The sequence below is a fragment of the uncultured Cyclobacterium sp. genome, assembly GCF_963977555.1.
GTDB lineage: Bacteria > Bacteroidota > Bacteroidia > Cytophagales > Cyclobacteriaceae > Cyclobacterium.
In genome coordinates, this window is the sequence record NZ_CAXBPD010000003.1 from 60,377 (window position 1) to 80,046 (window position 19,670).

19 protein-coding genes and 1 tRNA gene are annotated in these 19,670 nt (G+C 38.2%); 9 read left to right on the forward strand and 11 right to left on the reverse strand.

Features of this window, described 5'->3' with window-relative positions:
* Positions 1-109 precede the first annotated feature (109 nt).
* On the forward strand, positions 110-1,495 hold the full coding sequence (locus tag AAC073_RS04355; protein ID WP_339922622.1) for a vanadium-dependent haloperoxidase: 1,386 nt from the start codon (positions 110-112) through the stop codon (positions 1,493-1,495).
* Position 1,496: 1 nt separating this feature from the next.
* Here the strand turns inward: AAC073_RS04355 and AAC073_RS04360 are convergent, their stop codons facing one another.
* Positions 1,497-2,066, reverse strand: coding sequence for a DUF1349 domain-containing protein (locus AAC073_RS04360; RefSeq protein ID WP_339922623.1), 570 nt, complete (start codon positions 2,064-2,066; stop codon positions 1,497-1,499).
* Between the two features lie 305 nt (positions 2,067-2,371).
* Here AAC073_RS04360 and AAC073_RS04365 point away from each other — a divergent pair, with 305 nt between their 5' ends.
* Entirely contained in the window at positions 2,372-2,566 is a 195-nt protein-coding gene (locus tag AAC073_RS04365) for a hypothetical protein (protein ID WP_339922624.1), read from the forward strand.
* A gap of 178 nt (positions 2,567-2,744) precedes the next feature.
* Here AAC073_RS04365 and AAC073_RS04370 read toward each other — a convergent pair whose 3' ends face one another.
* The 4 genes from AAC073_RS04370 to AAC073_RS04385 form a co-directional block, all read right to left on the reverse strand.
* A complete protein-coding gene (locus AAC073_RS04370; protein ID WP_339922625.1) occupies positions 2,745-3,791 on the reverse strand; it encodes a hypothetical protein in 1,047 nt (348 codons plus the stop codon).
* Between the two features lie 450 nt (positions 3,792-4,241).
* Positions 4,242-4,970, reverse strand: coding sequence for a sulfotransferase family protein (locus AAC073_RS04375; protein WP_339922626.1), 729 nt, complete (start codon positions 4,968-4,970; stop codon positions 4,242-4,244).
* Positions 4,971-4,972: 2 nt separating this feature from the next.
* A complete protein-coding gene (locus tag AAC073_RS04380; RefSeq protein WP_339922627.1) occupies positions 4,973-5,887 on the reverse strand; it encodes an aminotransferase class IV in 915 nt (304 codons plus the stop codon).
* A gap of 63 nt (positions 5,888-5,950) precedes the next feature.
* Positions 5,951-6,916: a galactose oxidase gene (locus AAC073_RS04385; protein ID WP_339922628.1), complete on the reverse strand. Its 966-nt coding sequence runs from the start codon at positions 6,914-6,916 to the stop codon at positions 5,951-5,953.
* A 277-nt stretch (positions 6,917-7,193) separates the two neighbouring features.
* On the opposite strand from AAC073_RS04385, the gene AAC073_RS04390 reads away from it, so the two are divergent.
* On the forward strand, positions 7,194-7,868 hold the full coding sequence (locus AAC073_RS04390) for a carboxypeptidase-like regulatory domain-containing protein (RefSeq protein WP_339922629.1): 675 nt from the start codon (positions 7,194-7,196) through the stop codon (positions 7,866-7,868).
* 8 nt (positions 7,869-7,876) lie between these two features.
* Here the strand turns inward: AAC073_RS04390 and thrC are convergent, their stop codons facing one another.
* The 5 genes from thrC to AAC073_RS04415 all read right to left on the reverse strand — a co-directional run bounded on the left by thrC (position 7,877) and on the right by AAC073_RS04415 (position 14,628).
* Entirely contained in the window at positions 7,877-9,169 is a 1,293-nt protein-coding gene (gene thrC, locus AAC073_RS04395) for a threonine synthase (protein ID WP_339922630.1), read from the reverse strand.
* 26 nt (positions 9,170-9,195) lie between these two features.
* Entirely contained in the window at positions 9,196-10,140 is a 945-nt protein-coding gene (locus AAC073_RS04400; protein WP_339922631.1) for a homoserine kinase, read from the reverse strand.
* A gap of 1 nt (position 10,141) precedes the next feature.
* Complete coding sequence (gene thrA, locus AAC073_RS04405) at positions 10,142-12,589, reverse strand: bifunctional aspartate kinase/homoserine dehydrogenase I (RefSeq protein ID WP_339922632.1); 2,448 nt, start codon at positions 12,587-12,589, stop codon at positions 10,142-10,144.
* A gap of 657 nt (positions 12,590-13,246) precedes the next feature.
* On the reverse strand, positions 13,247-13,927 hold the full coding sequence (locus AAC073_RS04410; protein ID WP_339922633.1) for a head GIN domain-containing protein: 681 nt from the start codon (positions 13,925-13,927) through the stop codon (positions 13,247-13,249).
* A 20-nt stretch (positions 13,928-13,947) separates the two neighbouring features.
* Complete coding sequence (locus AAC073_RS04415; protein ID WP_339922634.1) at positions 13,948-14,628, reverse strand: SDR family NAD(P)-dependent oxidoreductase; 681 nt, start codon at positions 14,626-14,628, stop codon at positions 13,948-13,950.
* Between the two features lie 85 nt (positions 14,629-14,713).
* Here AAC073_RS04415 and AAC073_RS04420 point away from each other — a divergent pair, with 85 nt between their 5' ends.
* The 3 genes from AAC073_RS04420 to AAC073_RS04430 all read left to right on the forward strand — a co-directional run bounded on the left by AAC073_RS04420 (position 14,714) and on the right by AAC073_RS04430 (position 16,932).
* Positions 14,714-15,598 (forward strand): mechanosensitive ion channel domain-containing protein, encoded by an 885-nt coding sequence (locus tag AAC073_RS04420; RefSeq protein WP_339922635.1) that lies wholly within the window; start codon positions 14,714-14,716, stop codon positions 15,596-15,598.
* Positions 15,582-15,920 carry an MGMT family protein gene (locus tag AAC073_RS04425; RefSeq protein ID WP_339922636.1) on the forward strand — a complete coding sequence of 113 codons (339 nt, stop codon included), beginning with the start codon at positions 15,582-15,584 and terminating at the stop codon, positions 15,918-15,920. Before AAC073_RS04420 ends, AAC073_RS04425 begins: the two co-directional genes overlap by 17 nt.
* Positions 15,921-16,242: 322 nt before the next feature.
* Positions 16,243-16,932, forward strand: a complete 690-nt coding sequence (locus AAC073_RS04430) for a sugar transferase (protein ID WP_339922637.1) — start codon at positions 16,243-16,245, stop codon at positions 16,930-16,932.
* Between the two features lie 89 nt (positions 16,933-17,021).
* Here AAC073_RS04430 and AAC073_RS04435 read toward each other — a convergent pair whose 3' ends face one another.
* Complete coding sequence (locus AAC073_RS04435) at positions 17,022-18,503, reverse strand: sodium:solute symporter (protein ID WP_339922638.1); 1,482 nt, start codon at positions 18,501-18,503, stop codon at positions 17,022-17,024.
* A gap of 53 nt (positions 18,504-18,556) precedes the next feature.
* Here AAC073_RS04435 and AAC073_RS04440 point away from each other — a divergent pair, with 53 nt between their 5' ends.
* From AAC073_RS04440 to AAC073_RS04450, 3 genes are all read left to right on the forward strand, one after another.
* Positions 18,557-18,844, forward strand: coding sequence for an ATP-dependent Clp protease adaptor ClpS (locus AAC073_RS04440; protein WP_020891117.1), 288 nt, complete (start codon positions 18,557-18,559; stop codon positions 18,842-18,844).
* Positions 18,845-18,856: 12 nt separating this feature from the next.
* Positions 18,857-19,477, forward strand: coding sequence for a recombination mediator RecR (gene recR / locus AAC073_RS04445; RefSeq protein WP_339922639.1), 621 nt, complete (start codon positions 18,857-18,859; stop codon positions 19,475-19,477).
* A 42-nt stretch (positions 19,478-19,519) separates the two neighbouring features.
* A tRNA-Ala gene (locus AAC073_RS04450) sits at positions 19,520-19,593 on the forward strand.
* Positions 19,594-19,670 lie beyond the last annotated feature (77 nt).

Here is a 19,670-nt window from a genome sequence, read left to right on the forward strand (position 1 = left end):
AAAACATATCAATTAAAATCCATAGGTGGCTTTTATCCTCCTATTGGGCCTTTCGATGTTGAGCTTTATTCATTTTTTGAATATATTTAAAAACACAACTGTAACAAATATGTCAAAAGGCAAAAACCCATATATTCTAACTTTTCTATTCCTAGTATTAACCACCCCCCTTTTTGCGCAAATATCCACTACTGAAAAGGATTTTTTTGCTAGGGACAAAATGATTGAACATCTTTTTTCCATTACAGATGTCATGGTCACAGACGTCACAAGCCCTCCTGGAGCTGCCAGGTTTTATGGCTATTCTCTTCTGGCAGCCTATCTTGTGTACCATGATACTGAAAATCTTAACAATGCCACGCTAATCAAACACCTCCAAAGCCCAATTGCTAACCTAGAACCTACTTTAAAACTTGAAAAAGAAAATATAAATTTAGCCTTTGCGAGCACTTATGCGATGCTAGAGGTAGGCAAAAACATAATGCCTTCTGGAAAAAAACTAACTAGTGCTCAAGAAACCCTGATAAGTCAATATTCGAAAGAAAAGCTTATTAAAAAGAAAGAGATAAAACGGAGCATCATTTATGCCGAAAATATTGCGACAGTAGTATTGAATTATGCTAAAGAGGACGGTTACCTACAACTTAGTACTCTCAAGCGCTACAGCCCTACTAAAGGACAAGGCAAGTGGTATCCAACCCCTCCCGCTTACTTGGCGGCTATAGATCCGGACTGGCGTACAATCCGCCCTTTCTTTTTGGAAAACCTACCTTCTTTCAGCCCACCGGCACCTGCTGAATATTCAGAAGACAAAAACAGTTCTTTTTTTACCCAATTGACGGAAGTTTATGAAGTCACTACACAATTGACCGAGGAACAAAAACTTATCGCAAATTTTTGGGACTGCAACCCTTTTAATGTCTCTTATAGTGGACACATGGCCATAGGGCTTAAGAAAATTTCACCAGGGGGTCATTGGATGGGAATTACTGGGATAGCAAGTCAGAAAGCAGGACTGGGCTTTGAGGAAAGCCTATACATCCACACCCTGGTAGCCATGGGACTACATGATGCCTTTATCAGCTGCTGGGACGAGAAGTATAGGAGTGACCGCATAAGACCCCTAACAGCTATCAACCAGCTCATAGACGATACATGGCGCCCTATACTTCAAACACCTCCTTTTCCTGAATATACAAGTGGACATAGTGTGATATCAAAAACCTCTGCCGTTTTGCTGACTTCCTATTTTGGGGAAAATTTTAAATTCATAGATACTTCAGAGGTGTTCTTTGGCCTTCCGGAGCGAGCATTCGATTCTTTTCTCGAGGCATCAAGTGAGGCGGCAATATCAAGATTATATGGCGGCATACATTTCAGAGATGCCATAGAGGTAGGGATGCAACAAGGCGAAAAAATCGCCAATTATATTTTGGAAAGAACAAATACGCATCAAAACCACCTAATTGGAACTTCCTCAAAGACTGTAAAATAGCCTATTCCTGGATGATTTCTTTTATCTTAAAATGATCAAAATTGACCTCAAATCCTGCTCCTTTAGGCGAAGCAGCCATAAAGCCAACTTGTAGGGAAGGTGAAGGTGTGAAATATGCTTGTCTTAATAACTGAAAGGAGGAACCATCCAAACTGTAACTCACCTCTACATAATCTTTGCCACGTTTGGCTTTGATATAAAAGGTCTCAGGCATCCCCTCAATTGCTGCGACGGACCAGTCGGAACAATCTCTTGTTACGACGGCACTTGCATTCTGGACGCCCTCTACATATTCAACCCCTGCTTTAATCCAGTTCTCTTTGTCTAGAAAAAGCATAAGCCCCGCCTGATCATACAAGTCTGTATATTTCCCTGAAAATTGTAGTAAAAATTCAAAATCTCCAGATTGGACAGTATGTAAAAAATGGCCGCTTTCACTAATAAAACCATAATGGGTCTTTCTCCAGAAATCTGTTTCTGCATCTGTCTTTAAGTGCAGCTTCCCACTGTCTTCTGACCAGACATGAGGTGGGTTCATCCAATTGAATTCGCGTCCTTCAATATTTACCATAAATGATGTGGCTTTTTGTTTAATTGTTTGCTTTATTTAATAAATAGCTGCTATCCTCTCAATTTATTAAAAAGAGGCAATGCCTCGCTTTAATTTTCATCCCTTCCATTTGAAACCTCAAATTATTCATTAATAATCAATCCTTCCCATTTTTGGCTATAATTAATTGGGAAAGCAAATGAATTACAAACAATTTACCCTAACTGAAGATGGCTGTGGAAGGTTCCCCATCTTTTTCTTCGGAACATCCGCAATAAAATGGCATGATTTTAGCAAAATCATTTATTAAACTTAACAGCAAAACCATGAATTTAAGCCAGTCATTAATATCAAGCATACCAACCCATCTCTTATTTGGGAAAAAAAGAGATGACGTAGATAAAGGTACTAATCGATCTACACCAGGAACTTCTGGTGATGGCCCTCGCCCACCGAGAAAAGATGAATACCCTGACGATGAGGACGATAGAATTAAAAAAGAGGAAAACACTGAGGAATAGGTCAAAAAAGAGCACAAGAGCTTAGTAATACTTCAGCTTTTGTGCTCTTTTTTTCTATCTATATAAATACCTAAGGACGATTCTTAAATCCGGATGGATTAAACCCTATTTCCCAAGCTTCCCCAGAGAAATTACTGGAATATGTTGGAGACTTTACCAGTATAGGTAAAATTAGAATTTAATTAACGTCAATCACCATCTTACCTAAAGAAACCACTATTTTCAAAAGGCGGTCATTGATTCCTTTTCTAGCAGATGCGAATGAATCTTTATTGTAACAATCTGTATAGTCACTTAGGTGCAAAAAGAGTTTAGTTCCCCCTTCTGTAAGCTCAGCGCTAATCTTAAGACCACTGCTGTAATCCAACTGAACCATGTCCATTTGTCTTAATTCTGGCTCGCTTTTTCGTCCTGTAAGCTTGTTGAAAAACAGTTGTTTTTTATAGTCAGAAACACTTACCAACTCCTCATGCATGGCATCGGATGGTGGTTTGTTTCGGAACCTGTCAAAGATTTTTTTATTTTCTCCTTCTGAGGTGATATTGAAGGTTTTCTCTCCATATAATTTATACCTGATCTGTAAATCAACATGGAAATCGTAAAGGCCTTTTTCTTTACCTTTCAAATCTTTCACCAACTCTTCAAGCAATGAAAGCTGCAATTGAATGTTTTTTTCTTTCTCAAGATCAAGGATAACATGATTTCGCTCATCAAAAGCCAAGTAAGCTTCAAATCCTTCTTCCATGCTTAGAATTCTTTCTTTCAAGTCTTCATAACCAGCATGCGATTCCTTATAGGCACCATTGTTTTTTGTAACTATTTTGTCAATTTGCTGTGAGAGGACCACACCTTTAATCACCAATTTGGTCTTTTCTTCGTCCATCGATGGGAAGGAATTCCCTGCCAAGAACGTGTGGGTGAAAATCGCAGCTTGTTGATGTGCATTAAAGACCAAAAATCTACCTTCAGCATTTGGGTAGCCGATTACTGTTCTGCTAAGATCTGGGTCGAAACCTAGGACATAATCATAATCTTGCCCCTTGATTTTATCTAATGCCGGTAATAAAAACTTATAATTAAGATTTTCAATAGGGCTATCGTCAGGAGTATAGAACAAGGTTTCAACTTCACTTTCTGAGACAAATTTTAACCCTTTTGCAGTCTCTGGCAAATAGATTAACCCCTTGGGCGTAATATTTACTTCTACAGGCTGGTCGTTTTCCATTTGTATACTTATTTCAATTTTGTAAGATGTACCTAATTTGTATAAACTATTGATATGCTAGCCCGGAGAATTTTATTTATCACTCAAAATCCCAGGCGGAAGGAATAAGTATCAAAATTATGTTTTAATACACGACAAAGCAAGAAAGCAACCCAACGTTTCTAAAATATTCTTATTTAGCACAGTTTATTTTTCGGTATTTTAAAGAATCTTTTAAATAAATCTCCAAATTATCCATAATCAACTCCCCTTAAAAAAATCAAATTTTTAAACACCTTCCTCCAGTATGCTTTGTTCTAAAAATTCCATTATCAAATAATTAATACCTCAGGAAACATTCATCTAATATCAAAATGTTGAAGGATTTATTGTTAAATAAGAAGGTTAATCCTCTCTTCAATAAATACATTGTTTCGAATGGATTCGCTATGTATTAAGCAGCAGAAAATGCTAAAGTGCATGCTTTACCAGTCTATCATAAATGGGTTGGCACTCACGCAATAATGGAAGTAATTGCTTAGGAAAGACCATTTCTTTCTTTTCATACCGCTGAAATCCAGTCGAAAGATGGACATTATTGTACCAGTATTTTGCCCAAACTCCATCTTCGGGTATTGGGCCTTTATCCCAATTCAGCATATCTTCCTTAAAAGGGAGACTTAAAAAATCACATAATTTCCGTAACTGACCTTCAGGATTAAGTAAAACCTTTTTGGCATCAATTACCACAAAAGGCAATTGCATGGTTTGTAAATATTCCATCAACTTCCATTGCATGGCATAGCCTACATCATCCATGCCTGGCTGGCCAATAACTTTAGAAAATGACAGCAGCATTTCTTCAGGATTCCTAGTCAATATAATGTTGGCTCCAGCCGTCATGAATTGCCAGTCAAGCTGTATTAAATGGTGACTCATGTTCTTAAAGAAAGCAACAGGTTTTTGCTGTGGCCCTATCATTCCTTCAACGACCTTCTTTCCATCTGTTTCCATTTTTGAGAGAATTTCTTCAGCACCTGGGTGAAATGGCTTGGCAGAGGAATGGCTAAGATAATGTCCATACAGCGGTTCATCGACTACAAAAGTATCGCTTCGCTGGGCAAAACTGTACATTAAAGCGGTGGATATATTTCGGGGTCCTGACCACAGAAAAATCTTTTTATTATTCTCTTTTGCCATCACTATTGTAATTGTTGCGCCACAAGGTTTTCGTACAATTGACGTAAATTGGCAGTAACAGGCCCACAACCTCCACCTGAACCTATAGGTTTCCCATCTATTTTGACCACTGGCGTGAGCCCACCAAAAGTCCCGGTTACAAAGGCTTCATCGGCACCATAAACATCAAATAAGGAGAAGTTTTTTTGATGGCAAACTATTCCATTTTGAGCACAAACTTTTATCACATTTCCTCGGGTAATTCCATTCATACAGTAGGCCCCTGTTGAAGTCCATACTTCATCCCCTTTAACCATAAAAAAGTTCGTTGCATTGCAGGTAGAGACAAATCCATTGATATCCAGCATAAGTGCTTCATCGGCACCTGCCTCAATGGCCTGAATCAACGCTTGCACCTCATGAAGCTTACTGTGGCAATTTAGCCTTGGATCAAGGTAATCTGGAGATCCTCTTCGAATGGCACTAGTGTAAAGACTAATCCCTTGATCTTTGCTTTCTCCGTCTGCTTGTTTGTATTCTGCAATGATCACAAGATTTGGTCCTGAAATGGTGAGTCTTGGGTCTTGAGAAGGTGTTTTCTTAATACCCCTGGTAATCATGACCCGAACATGAATATGGTCTTTCATGCCGTTAATTTCAAGGGTATTGTAAACATTGGCTATCAGCTCATCGCGAGAAAATGGAAGCTTAATTCCTATTACTTTTGCAGATTGCCACAGTCGGTCCAGGTGCTGATCTATAAATATCAGTTTTCCGTTGTGTACCCTGAAAGCCTCCCAAACACCATCGCCAACTAAATAGCCACTATCAAAGACGGATAATTTCGCTTCCTCCCGAACAAAAAAAACACCATTGATGAAGATTTTGACAGTTTCATTCCTGGCATCATGTAATGCCTGATGTGTTCCTTTTACCATTGGGCGTATTTTAGATTGACCGGTTTATCTTGAGTACTTATTGACAACAACAAAGACCGCTAGTTATTTAATGACAAGTTTTTCTATGCTATCCAACTCAGGGTTGCCTCCTCTATTACCACAACCTGCTGCAAGGTATAGGGCGTCTTTGATAAACACAGCAGGAAATCCATGCCTCCCTCTGTTTAAGTGATTCAGTAAACTCCACCCCTTTACCGGATGGTAGTATTCTACCTCACTGTGAGCTTTTACTTGAACATCACTTTCACCTCCTATGACCAAGAAACCTCCTTTGTATGGAACAGTGGTGCTGCCTGCCCTTTCAGTAGGTAGAGGATGTTCTGATAATGTATTCCAGGAATCCGTCTTAAAATCATAAACATCCAATTCTGGATAGGTCAACTCAAAACCGTGTCCTTCTTTGGCAAAAGAACGCCTGCCCCCAACTGCATACAACTTATCATCGACCACTACAGCTTGAAAATGATCCCTCAGCCTAGGCATAGAAGCCAGTGTTTTCCATTCACCTGTCAAAGGATCATACTCATCTAAATAATCCCTATTGTCTGCCCAATGTCCATCTTGAGCACCTCCCAAGAGGTAAAATTTATCGTTGTGAACTACCAACCCAGCAGCCCCTCTTCTTCTATCCTCTGGGATTTCATGGCTTTGCGTCCAGGAATCTCTTAAAGGATTGTATATATAAACATTTGAAACAGGGATTTCGTGAGGATACCCTCCGGTGAATGCTCCTATCACATAAATATTATTTTTATAGGTTACGGCTTGAAAATGGTGCATTTCAAAAGGGGCATTTCCTAATTTTGTCCAGTTTCCACTGACAGGATCAAATACTTCAACAGGCTTTTCGCCCCTACCACCCATTAAATAAAATTTACCGTTGACAGCTGCACCGGAACATTCATGTCGGTTTGTACAACTCGTCTGAGGAGCTAGCGTTTCCCAGGTTTGGGCTTGGATACCAGCCCCAAAAATGGCTAGTACGAATGTTAAAAATATCTTTGCCATAACTGTTTTATTCAGGTTTAAAGGTTTGTTTTCATGAATTTATTCGGTACCTAAAATTACAAATTTAAATTAGCCTATTGTAATTCTATAAAAAATAATCCTGAGGACTAAGAAAAAGAGCTGTCGTGATCACACAAAGCAAACAATCAACACAATTAACAAATTTGTACAACCTTATATATTGTTAAAAAACAGGTTAACAAGTGTTAATTACTGTTTTCATTGAATTTACAGCACTATATTCATCAGATCTTTCCCTGATAACCTAAAGTTAGTCATGTCTATAATTTACCTTGTCTCCATGCTTTTCACATCAAACCCATCCATTTCCGAAAAGGCACAAAATGAATATTTTGAACTTCGGGGCAAGCTATTAGACGCAAGTACCATGCTACCCATAGCAAATGCACACCTATATTGGTCTGAAAACAAAACGATAAGTAATGAAAAAGGTGCGTTTTCAATTTGGGTAAAAAAAGGAACACTTATCCAGATTTCACATATTGGATACAATAAAAAAACCTTCCTAAGCGAAAGTGATACAGACCAAATGGTAACGATCACACTTATACCTTCATCTGTTGAACTGGAGGAAGTGGTGGTTAGTACTTTACCAGATGAGCAAACCTTTAAACAGCAAATTATCTCAGCCACCCCTGCTAACCACCTACAGCAGGAGCTACTAAAGAGCAACCTGAATTTTATAAAGAATATTCATCATTTGGGCTATCAATACGACATGAATAGCTATGACAAACTCCTGTCTAGCTTGAGCGATAATGGCTCAGCTGTACTATTTTCCAGCAACCCTTCAATGGGTATACTTGGATTAATCAGGAAGTTGAAAAAAAGGCGTAGTCTTCCCGCAAAAGGGAAGGTTTTAAATGCGAACCCACTTCCTTTGTATCCTTATATGCGTAAAAAAGGGTCAATTCAAAAGTACTTCGAATGATCAATTATTTACTTTAACAAATACTCTCTGAACTGAAGGTAATCGTTTTCCATGGTATCCACTTGCTTGTTTCCTTGCATAAAAGCAGCTAGCCTTTCCGGCAGTACTAATTTCTCTCCAAGCACTTCTTCCACTGTACTTCTAAATTTACCTGGATGGGCTGTTTCCAAAAATATGCCTTGGTAGGCCGAAGGATCCTCTTCCATAAAAGCTTTTAAACCCAGATAAGCCACAGCCCCATGGGGGTCCATTGTATATCCTGTTTCTTTTTTAACTGCTATCATCGCATCCTTTGTGCTTTCATCTGAATAGTAACAGCCTTTTACTTTTTCTTTAAGTTTCTCTTCATCCCCCCCGAACAAAGCTAGCAATCGGAAAAAATTACTTGGATTCCCAACGTCCATGCTATTACTTATGGTTTGCTTAGAAGGTTTCGCTAGGAATGCGGATCCATTTAAAAAGTCAGGAACCACTTTATTGACATTGGTGGCAGCGATGAACATGTCAATTGGTAGGCCCATTCTTTCTGCCAGAATACCTGCAGCAAGGTTACCAAAGTTCCCACTAGGAACAGCGAATGCCAATTTTTTATTTACTTTTGGCAGTCTAGAATAAGCGTAAAAATAATACAAACACTGGGGAATCCATCGCGCAATATTAATTGAATTGGCTGAAGTAAGTAACAATTTACTGTTTAATTCAGGATCCAAAAATGCTTCTTTCACCAATTTCTGGCAATCATCAAATACACCATTTATCTCTATGGCCTGAATATTTTCACCAAGGGTAGTAAACTGTTTCTCTTGAAGTTCGCTTACTTTTCCAGATGGATATAAGATTACAACTTCCACACCTTCTACACCCAAAAAGCCATTCGCTACTGCACTTCCAGTATCTCCCGAGGTTGCAACCAAAACCTTAATCCCATGTTTATCTTGAAGCATGCTCATCAGTTTGGAACAGAACCTCGCCCCAAAATCTTTAAAAGCCAATGTAGGACCATGAAATAGCTCAAGAGCAAAAACATCCTTTTCTACAGGCACCAGCGGCGCATCAAAATCCAAGGTATGGTCTACAAGGGTTTTGATTTGCTCAGGAGATAAATCTTCTGAGAACAAAGCACCTATTACCTTATAACCAATTTTCTTAAATGTAAGCGTGTGTAAAGTAGTATAAAATTCCTCAGGGAAAACCGGGATTTTTTCAGGCATGTAAAGCCCTTGATCAGGTGCAAGCCCCTTTATAACGGCCTCTTTTAAACCTACTTTATGATTCGGATTGTTGGTACTGTAGTATTTCATTAGAAAGTGACAGATTTGTCAGCGAATTAAATTTCTTCTTCAATGATGTATGCTCCTCGGGTGTTTATGGCCGATACATATAAATCTATAGGCAATTGGATCTTATCAAATACCTGTTGGGAAATTCTACTTACTTCCCAAGCGATCTCCTCAGTAGGAGACAATATGAACATGGTTGGTCCAGAACCTGAGATACCACAACCTAGAGCCCCTGCAGGTACAATACCTGCTTTTACTTCATCATATCCTGGGATCAAAATAGACCTTGAAGGTTCCGCAATTACATCATTTAGAGACCGACTGATTAAAGCCATGTCCTCTTGAAACAAACCTGCTACCAAACCGGCAATGTTTCCTGATTGTGTGGTGGCATCCTGTAAAGTCACATTTCTTCTCAATACACTTCTGGAGTCTGAAGTATTCAATTCCAAATGAGGGTGAACCAAGGTACAATACAGTCCCCTTGGCACGTGCAATGGAATTACGTCTAAAGGTTGGTATTCACGAATCAATACAAATCCTCCAAGCAATGAAGGGGAGATATTGTCTGCATGACCCGCACCACAAGCAATTCTTTCAGATTCAATTCCAAAGGGAAGCAAATCCTTTTTTTCGTATGGATTACCCAACAGGGCATTTGTCGCCATAAGGGCAGCCACTGCACTTGCAGCGCTTGATCCCATACCACTCCCTAAAGGAAGACCTTTGTATAGCTCTATCTCCAAGCCTCCAGTATAACCAAGATCGTCTACCATAGCTTTAACAGCTACGCTACACGTGTTTTTGTCAGTCTCATAGGGCAACTTTCCTTTGTCTCCTTCAATTTTCACTACCCTAACTCCCGGCGTTTCGGAAAGGGATACACTTACTTTGTCCCCTAAGTCTTCTATCGCAAAACCCAAAATATCAAAGCCACATGAAACATTGGCTACAGTGGCGGGCGCAAATGCGGTAACTTTTTGCTTCTCCATATTACCTTGAATAATTTCCTAACCTGATTATGTCTGCGAATACTCCTGCAGCAGTCACATCCGCTCCAGCTCCCGGACCTCTTATGATCATAGGGAACTCATGGTACCTTTCGGTAGTAAACAAAATCATATTATCACTCCCTTCTAAAGAATAAAACGGATGCTTTTTGTCCACAGATTTTAATCCTACAGTGGCTTTGCCATTTTCTAAAACAGCCATAAACCTAAGCGTTTCTTCCCTTTCGTTGGCTTCATCTACCAAGCCTTTAAAATAAGCGTCGTGTTCTTTTAACTTTTCAAGAAATGCATCTACTGAGTCTATGTCTTTGCAGTCATCAGGAACCATAGTTTGAATAGAGACATCTTCAAAGTGCAAATCCTGCTCTGCCTCCCTACCTAAAATTAAGATTTTTCTAGCGACATCCATTCCACTTAGGTCATCCCTTGGGTCCGGTTCTGTAAATCCTTTCTCTTTTGCTTGCTCTACTACTTTACTGAAGGGTATGCCTTTACTCAATTCACTGAATATAAAATTCATAGAACCACTCAATACTCCTTCTACTTTTAACACCTTGTCACCACTCAAAATCAAATCCTGTAGTGTGCTTATCACAGGCAAACCTGCCGCTACATTGGTTTCGTAGAGGAATTTAATATTTCTTTGACCTGAAAGTTTTTTCAAAGATTTATAATTTTCCAAAGAGCTTGAATTGGCCTTCTTATTAGGGGTTACAATCGCCACTTTAGATGAAAGTATTCTCTCATAAGTATCTGCAACTTCCTGACTTGCTGTACAATCTACCAATACTGAATTGGAGAAATTCATACTGTTCATCGTATTTAAAAATACGCTGAGATCCATAGGCAAATCTGATTTAGATGGCACAGGAACAGAAGAAAGGTCGAACCCATCCTCATCAAATGCCATGTAGCGAGAATTCGCAAGGCCATGAATTTTGATATCCAGCATATAATCCTCCTGCAACTTATTCAACTGGTTTTGAATCATTGAAACCAAAGTTTTACCAATCAGGCCAACTCCAATAAGGAATACGTGCAACACTTTGTTATCAGAAAGGAAAAACGCTTCATGCAGAGCATTCAATCCCTTTTGAAGGTCTGACTGTTTGATAACAGCAGATATATTCAATTCTGAGCTGCCCTGAGCAACTGCAGATACATTTATATTGTTTCTGCCAAGCGCCTGGAAGAGCCTTCCACTTGCTCCGGGATGATGCTTCATATTTTCACCCACAACAGCGATAACAGACATGTTGGGCATAACCTGAATCTTGTCCATCTCCCCAGCAAGAATTTCATAATGAAATTCATCTTCCAGCGCCTCACGGGCAAGGGTAGCATTTTCACTTTTGATGGCAATACAGATACTATGTTCGGAAGATGCTTGGCTTATGAGTACCACATTGACATCTGCTTTCGCTAGGGTGCCAAATACCCTGCTGCTCACTCCTACTACTTCCACTAAACCAGAACCCTGAACGTTTAAAAGGGTAATGTGATTTAAAGAGGATATGCCTTTAATTAATTTATTGTTCTCTGGCTTCTCACAAATGAGGGTTCCTTCCTCTTCAGGTTTAAAAGTATTTTTTATATAAACAGGAATCTTCCGCTTCATAGCCGGTTGCATGGTAGCTGGAAAAACTACCTTGGCACCAAAATGAGACAGCTCCATCGCCTCATTATAACTTAATTGAGGGATAGTGATCGCAGAATAGACCAACCTAGGATCTGCCGTCATCACTCCGGTCACATCTGTCCATATCTCCAGGCTATCTGCTTTCAAAGCAGCAGCAAAAATGGCGGCAGTGTAATCAGATCCACTTCTTCCTATAGTAGTTGTTTCTCCCTTCTCGGTAGAGGCTACAAAACCAGTAATGACAAGAACCCCTGCATTTTTGGAATAATAATCACTGATCAATTGATTTGTTGTTGGGAAGTTGACTTTGGCATTGCCAAAGCGATCGTTTGTTCGGACAAGGTCTCTGGCATCTACGAAATGGGTATCCATTTCATTTTCTCGCATCCCTTCCGCCATAATGTAAGTGGAAATTCGTTCACCAAAACTCACCACATAATCAGAAGTTCTAGGCGAAAATTCTTTTATTAAAAAAATGCCATGATACAAATCCTCAAGCTCATTGAATCTGACCTTAACATAAGTCAAAACAGAGGATTGCTTTCTTACGGGGATTAGTTGTTTTACAAGCTGGAGATGGCGCTTTTCCATGGAGAGTAAAAGTGCTTGGTATTCCATATCGTTTTGCTTGGCGAGATGGGCACATTTTAACAAATCCTCGGTTACTCCACCAAATGCTGAAAACACTACTGCTATTCGATCTGTTAAGGATGCTTTCTTGACAATGGAAAGAACATTATTAATTCTTTCCAAATCAGCGATGGATGAACCTCCAAATTTTAATATTTTCATTGCTATTCTTTATCAGTTAATAAGGTTAACAAAAGGCGGTAAAAGACCTTTTGAGTCAGGGGCTATATGTAGGAAAGCACGGGATTACCCCGTAATACCTGTAATTGTGGTGGTATTGCCACTAAAAAATAGACTGCAGTTGAATGTCCGAAAAGATTCGGTTATTGAAATTTCTAGAATTTTTTTTACTGCGAAAACCATGATTGATCGTTTGAAGGGACAATTCTAATGACAAATTTTATATATCACAAGTTTTTTAGATTAGAAATCCCTTATTACCTTAAGATTAAAAAACTGAATGCCTGCCAAACAAGTTCCTTATCACTTTTCAAAGGTAACCTAATGCGAAATTTGGCTACTGTTATAAAGAGGTATATCTAATTTTTGCGGCCTTGATAAAAGAACTTCCTTAAAATGAACACAGCTTCCTTTTCGTTTATAGCTAAACCAATCATAGCTCCTACTCTAGGATGTCCGCACAAGGTTGGCCATTGTGTTTAATGCTACTTTTTAAGTGAAATTTTAAACGGCTCAAAGCCGTAAAACACCGTTTTTTATTAATTAATCCACAAAGCAAGTCAAGTAAACTTCAATTGAACTTTTCAAAAACAGGTTGGAGTTTAAGCCAACCTGTTTTGAAAACTGCTATCGCAAAAATTAAAATTGCTCTATCGTCCCGCCAATATTTTCTTTTACGTCTATAATATTAGGATTACCCTTATACCTCACTCTTCCTCTCGTCGCTGCAGTTCCTTTAAGTGATTCTAAAACTTCAAAACTTCCACTTGCATTGGTATTGGTTCTGATTTCAACATTTTTCACCACCAAGCCTTCTCCATCAATTTCCGCATTGGTAAATGCATTGTAATCCAGGTGGTCAGCAGATCCTTTAATAAACATCTTCGCATTGGTTTCTGCTGCTAACACTAATCTCTCAGCCTTCACTTCTACTTCCAGGTATGCATTGCTAGCAACTTTCAAATCAATGGTCTTGTTTTCAATTAGATCCTTAACAAAAACTTTAGCACCGGAAGAAACTTCAATTTCGTTTAATTGGACATAAGTAATGACTGCTTTAATAGAACTAGACTTAGGGTTATTTCCTGACACCTCAATTTCTAATTCTCTTTTGTTAATTTTGGTTGATAACTGACTGATATCAATTCCAGAGGCAGTAATGGTGATTTCGTGATTTTCTCCTTTTATAAGTTCTACCTCTATGTCATCACTCACAGCTATTTGATCAAAAGCATTTAATGCTCTTGTTTCGGTAGTGGTTTGTGCTTTAACAGCAACAACCAATAGCAACATGAATAGGGTTAAAATAGTGTTTTTCATAATTCTAAATGATTAATAATTCACTTCACGCCACCGTACAATTTGAATGTCATGTTCCTTAAGGCTGCATTGGTGGCAGCATAATGCATTGCCTCAGCTATTTCATCTGTTTTGACCCAATCACCAAAGTCAGCATCCGGCATAGACGCTCTGTTTGGAGGAGTATCGATGATACTGGGAACAAATACGTGAGACCTTACTTTTAGGTTCACTGTTTCACTGGCAATAAATTCAGCAAGGTCTATCACCATGCTTTTACTCAAAGCATATGCCAACACATTTTTCCCTTCATTAGGATCCAAAGCTGGTTTCGCACCTACGAAGAGGAAAGTACCATTATTCGCTTTTCTCATTAAGGGTATAAAGTGTTTTACCATATTGAAAGCACTGAAAAAATTCAACCGAATCATTTTTTCTATGTCTTTGCTAGATGTGTCGTCAATACCTCCCATTGCAAAGCCACCTACCAATAAAGCCATGCATTCAAGGCTCCCATATTGTATTTGGTATTCCTTACTAAAATCCATTACAGATTGCTCGTCTGTAACATCGAATTGGTAGACATCATCAGCTTCTTCCACTTCATGATCACTTCCCGGAGAAATAACGGCAATCACCTTGAAACCTTCCCTCTTAAATTTACTAACAACTGCACTTCCCAAATTCCCTGCACTTCCTGTGATGATAATATTTCTATTCATGCTATTATTTTGTTTGGTTATTATGCGGTATTTTTGTCAGCTGAACAGACAAAACATAAAAGTAAGCTTTATTTTTAAAATAGTAATGGAAACGCGGAAAAGCAATATTGAGGTTAATGAGCGAAGAAAACGAATAGTCTTTGTCTTAAAGGTGCTTGCCTATTTTACTTTTCTTGTGCTTCAAGAAACCATAGAGCCAGATAAAAACATATTATTTTCTAAGCTATACAACATCGTAGATGCATTGGCATTCCTTCTTTCAGGAAATATCCTGGTTTCTCTCGGAAGAATATTTTTAGTCAGGTTTTATTTGAGAAAAAAGAAAATCAACTCTCTCCACAGTAATTTTGTATTGGGGATCAATAGAATTGCGAGTTTATTGAATGTGATTATTTTTTTAATCGCTATAATGGTTTTCTTCGACATTGACCCAAAAGAATTTCTTTCCAGTATAACTATTGTAGCTGCTGCCATTGCACTCCTGTCCAGAGATTACATCATCAATATGCTCAATGGACTGATCATTATGTTTTCAGATCAAATTACGCTTGGTGATTATATTAAAGTTGCAGAGCATCAAGGGAAAATACAGGATATCACTTTACTTAACATCGTACTTTTAAATGATGACTATGACCTGGTGATGGTTCCCAACAGTCTGATTCTCACCGCCAATGTGGTAAATTACAGTCGGCAAAACATTAGAAAACTTACTTTTGACTTTGAAACCACCAATCACTCACGATTAAATGTGGATGAAATGGAGAATAAATTAAGGAAAATTATCGCACCTTATAAAGAGGAAGTCCACAGTGATAGCCTTTCTTTAAAAGCCCTTGATATTCGAAAAGACCTAGTACGGATGAAACTTCAAGTTCAACTTAACAGCCAATCACGAGCGTCCGAAAAGAAAATTCAACGAATAATTAACCAATCAATAATTAACCTTACAGGTGAAGAAAACAAATGAAAACTTCTTTTCGAAAGTTTACCAAGTAGTAAAACTCATTCCCGATGGCAGAGTAACTACCTATGGGGCCATTGCTTCTTACCTGGGAAGCAAAGGAAGCGCGAGAATGGTTGGCTGGGCAATGAATGCTGCACATGGGTTGGAAGATGTTCCAGCACATAGAGTTGTCAATCGAATGGGACAACTAACGGGTAAGAATCATTTCCCAACACCTGATTTAATGCAACAGCTTCTTGAAAAAGAAGGGGTGAGTGTCATAGACGATTCAATCAGAGATTTTGACAAAATATTCTGGGATCCAGAAGTAACATTGGACCTTTAAAAGCACTGAAAAATAACGTATCCCCTCCTTATTTTGAACATAATCAACCCGCTCATGCCAAACAACCGCTATAAATACAGATATTGATTCAATTAAATTCATTTTTCATAATTTTTTAGCCTAAAAATTATGAAAAGGTTAATAAATAATTAATTAACCCGCTTAAAACAAAATCGATAAGAATTAAATTAGGAAATTAAAGTCCTTTATTTTAGATTTGAACTTCATTTTTAAGAAGACAAAATTTAATCAACTACTATTGTGGCACGATATTGGTTAATTGATGCCTAACCTTTGGAATGATTTAAACAAAATCACTAATATGCCCTCCACTATTACCGAGCGAAAACAAGTCGTCAAATCAATCAATACGAAAGAGAAATATCTCAAGATCTTTCCTGTAGCGATGTTTGATGAATCTCAACAAATGATCAAAAGAATTTTTGATGTAACGCTGAGCTTAGGTCTTACGGTATTCGTTTTCTCATGGCTATTCCCTTTAATTGGCATCATAATAAAATTAACGTCAACGGGACCAGTATTTTTCCAACAACTTAGGCATGGTAAAGACAATGTACCTTTTTTTTGTTACAAGTTTCGGACCATGTATATCAATGATCAGGCAGACACCAAACAAGCCACTAAAGATGATCCAAGAATTACCTGGATTGGAAAATTCTTGAGAAAATCTAGTATGGATGAATTGCCTCAGTTTTTGAACGTTATTAAAGGTGAAATGTCAATTGTTGGTCCCCGACCGCATGCAATGCCAATGAACTATAAATTCTCTGCTGAAATTGACAACTTTATGTTTAGGCACACCGTCAAACCCGGAATTACAGGCTTGGCCCAAGCCAAGGGTTTTAGAGGCGAGACCAAAGACTTTTACGACATCTATTCAAGATGCAAACTAGATATCTTCTATGTAAACAACTGGTCCCCTATGCTAGACATTAAAATCATAGTATGGACAGTTTTTTCCATGCTATTGGATAAAGGCAAAGCTTATTAACAACCCCCGGCAATTCAACATAGAATGGGCTAAGAGACACCTCAGTATACAATTTCTTAAGTATTGCTTAACCAGAATTCCTTAATTGGTTACGTTGAAGAAACAAAGGGGCTATATTCAGTATTCTGTAATTTTTTCCTTACCAACCATAATCCGAAGAACATTAGCAAACCATTCAGTATCAGCAACTCAAAGCCGAATTTATATCCCCAGAACCATGTCTCTGAATTCGATGAAACGAAAAAAGTGATCAATGGTGCCAATACAGCTAAAAGTGGGACCCACTTGTCCTTGATTTTATGTTTGGTAAATAACCCAAAGGAATAGAGTCCAAGTAATGGGCCGTACGTGTATCCAGCAATAAGAAACACAGCATTAATTACACTCTGATCGTTTAACCATCGAAAGGTAAGGATGACTAGAAAAATCAAAAAGGTAAAGCCAAGATGAACCATTTTTCGGGTGGAAAGTGCCTTTACTTTATCTGGGTTTTTATCAATTTTCAAAAAATCATAACAAAAAGAAGTAGTTAAAGCAGTGAGGGTGGAATCAGCGCTACTGTAAGCTGCCGCCGTAATTCCCAAAACAAAAACAATTCCAGTAAAAGTGGAAAAATAAGAGGTTGCCAATAATGGGTATAAATCATCAGAACGTTCAGGAAGGGCAATTTGATTTGTTTCAGCATACATGTATAGTAGAACGCCCAAGGCTAAGAAAATTAAATTGACGGTTACCAGGATATTGGTAAACCAAAACATGTTTTTCTGTGCATCTTTTAGATTTCTACAAGTCAGGTTTTTCTGCATCATGTCCTGATCCAACCCCGTCATTACAATGACTATAAACATCCCTGAGAAAAATTGTTTAAAAAAATTAGTTCCACTCTTCCAATCCCAATTGAATATTTTTGAATAGGGTTGATCGGAGACTTTGACCATTAAATCCCCAATCCCTGAGATGCCAAGTTCTCTGGAAACCAGAAAGATGCTGACAAATACTGCTAAAAGCATAAAAAACGTTTGCAAAGTATCCGTCCAAACGACTGTCTTAATACCTCCTCTGAAAGTGTAAAGCCAAATTAAAGAAACAGTGATCAAGACGGAAACCCAGAAAGGAACTCCCCATTTGTCAAACAAGATTACTTGTAACACACCGGCCACTAAAAACACCCTTATTGAAGATCCCAGTACCCGAGAAAGTATAAAAAAAAAGGCTCCAGTCTTATACGACCAAAACCCAAACCTTCCTTCCAGATAAGAATAAATTGACACCAAATTTAGCCTATAATAGAGCGGGAGTAAAACCTTTGCAATCACAGCATAACCTACTGTGTAACCCAGTACCAATTGAAAATAATAGAAACTACTGTTACCTACTTCACCAGGGACTGAAATAAAAGTCACCCCCGAAAGGGATGCTCCAATCATCCCGAATGCCACTAAAAACCAAGGAGATTGCCTATCCCCTGTGAAAAACGTATCAGATTTTAAATTTCTTGAAGTAAACCATGAAATTAGGAACAACAATAAAAAATAAGATGTTATGACAATTAATACAAGATTTGAGTTCATAATGCTTTTGGCTAAAGGGCATTAAAATTGGGATAAATTATTAACTTTGCAAAATGAAACCTTTAGAACATTTATTTGAATCCGAAGAAGAATTATTAGTAGAAGAACTGGTTGACCAGGAAGAGCATGATTTGGTGGTTTTTAATGACGACGTCAACACGTTTGATCATGTATCCAAGGTTTTAATTAAGGTTTGCAAACATTCTCAAGAACAAGCAGAACAATGCACGATGATCATTCATTATAAAGGCAAGTGCTCTGTAAAAAAGGGCAGTGTTAGTAAACTTAAACCTATGTGTGAGTCCATACTCGATGCTGGCATACAGGCTTCAATTTTATAAAAAAAACCTTAATTGAATTTCCCTTCCAAATTAATCGAAGATGCTGTATCGGAGATAAGCCGACTTCCAGGTATAGGAAAAAAAACAGCATTAAGACTTACTTTGCATCTGCTCAAACAAAAAGAGCCAGTAACAATAGCGCTTACAGATGCACTTATAAACCTTCGGAAAAACATTCAATATTGTGTGATATGTCATAATATTTCAGACAAACCAGTTTGCAGTATTTGTGAAAGTCATAAACGAGATAGAAGTGTTATTTGCGTTGTCGAGGACCTCCCTGATGTATTGGCAATAGAAAACACCAATCAGTATTCAGGGCTTTACCATGTATTGGGAGGCGTGATATCCCCTATTCAAGGAATTGGACCGGACGAATTAAAAATAGAAACTTTGTTTAATCGGATAAATTCTCCTTCCAATGAGGTAGAGGTAAAAGAAATCATACTAGCCTTACCAGCCACTATGGAAGGTGACACTACGTCCTTTTTTATCACTAGAAAATTGAAAGACAAGGGATTAAACATTAGTTCAATTGCCCGGGGAATACCCGTAGGAAGTGAATTGGAATATACTGATGAGATTACACTTGGAAGAAGTATTTTAACACGCATAAAATATTCTGCGGAATAATTTGATGAATTAAAATACCTACCTATATTTGCACTCCGTTTTGGGGGATTAGCTCAGTTGGCTAGAGCGCTACACTGGCAGTGTAGAGGTCATCGGTTCGAATCCGTTATCCTCCACAATAGGTTTACGACCTCAGTTGTGAACCTATTTTTTTTTATTTTTGGAACTTTTTCAAGCCTTATATAATTATTAC

Coding starts and splice junctions, on each gene's coding strand:
- AAC073_RS04355 (WP_339922622.1), top strand. CDS start 110: ATGTCAAAAGGCAAAAACCCATATATTCTAACTTTTCTATTCCTAGTA.
- AAC073_RS04360 (WP_339922623.1), bottom strand. CDS start 2,066: ATGGTAAATATTGAAGGACGCGAATTCAATTGGATGAACCCACCTCAT.
- AAC073_RS04365 (WP_339922624.1), top strand. CDS start 2,372: ATGAATTTAAGCCAGTCATTAATATCAAGCATACCAACCCATCTCTTA.
- AAC073_RS04370 (WP_339922625.1), bottom strand. CDS start 3,791: ATGGAAAACGACCAGCCTGTAGAAGTAAATATTACGCCCAAGGGGTTA.
- AAC073_RS04375 (WP_339922626.1), bottom strand. CDS start 4,970: ATGGCAAAAGAGAATAATAAAAAGATTTTTCTGTGGTCAGGACCCCGA.
- AAC073_RS04380 (WP_339922627.1), bottom strand. CDS start 5,887: ATGGTAAAAGGAACACATCAGGCATTACATGATGCCAGGAATGAAACT.
- AAC073_RS04385 (WP_339922628.1), bottom strand. CDS start 6,916: ATGGCAAAGATATTTTTAACATTCGTACTAGCCATTTTTGGGGCTGGT.
- AAC073_RS04390 (WP_339922629.1), top strand. CDS start 7,194: ATGTCTATAATTTACCTTGTCTCCATGCTTTTCACATCAAACCCATCC.
- thrC (WP_339922630.1), bottom strand. CDS start 9,169: ATGAAATACTACAGTACCAACAATCCGAATCATAAAGTAGGTTTAAAA.
- AAC073_RS04400 (WP_339922631.1), bottom strand. CDS start 10,140: ATGGAGAAGCAAAAAGTTACCGCATTTGCGCCCGCCACTGTAGCCAAT.
- thrA (WP_339922632.1), bottom strand. CDS start 12,589: ATGAAAATATTAAAATTTGGAGGTTCATCCATCGCTGATTTGGAAAGA.
- AAC073_RS04410 (WP_339922633.1), bottom strand. CDS start 13,927: ATGAAAAACACTATTTTAACCCTATTCATGTTGCTATTGGTTGTTGCT.
- AAC073_RS04415 (WP_339922634.1), bottom strand. CDS start 14,628: ATGAATAGAAATATTATCATCACAGGAAGTGCAGGGAATTTGGGAAGT.
- AAC073_RS04420 (WP_339922635.1), top strand. CDS start 14,714: ATGGAAACGCGGAAAAGCAATATTGAGGTTAATGAGCGAAGAAAACGA.
- AAC073_RS04430 (WP_339922637.1), top strand. CDS start 16,243: ATGCCCTCCACTATTACCGAGCGAAAACAAGTCGTCAAATCAATCAAT.
- AAC073_RS04435 (WP_339922638.1), bottom strand. CDS start 18,503: ATGAACTCAAATCTTGTATTAATTGTCATAACATCTTATTTTTTATTG.
- AAC073_RS04440 (WP_020891117.1), top strand. CDS start 18,557: ATGAAACCTTTAGAACATTTATTTGAATCCGAAGAAGAATTATTAGTA.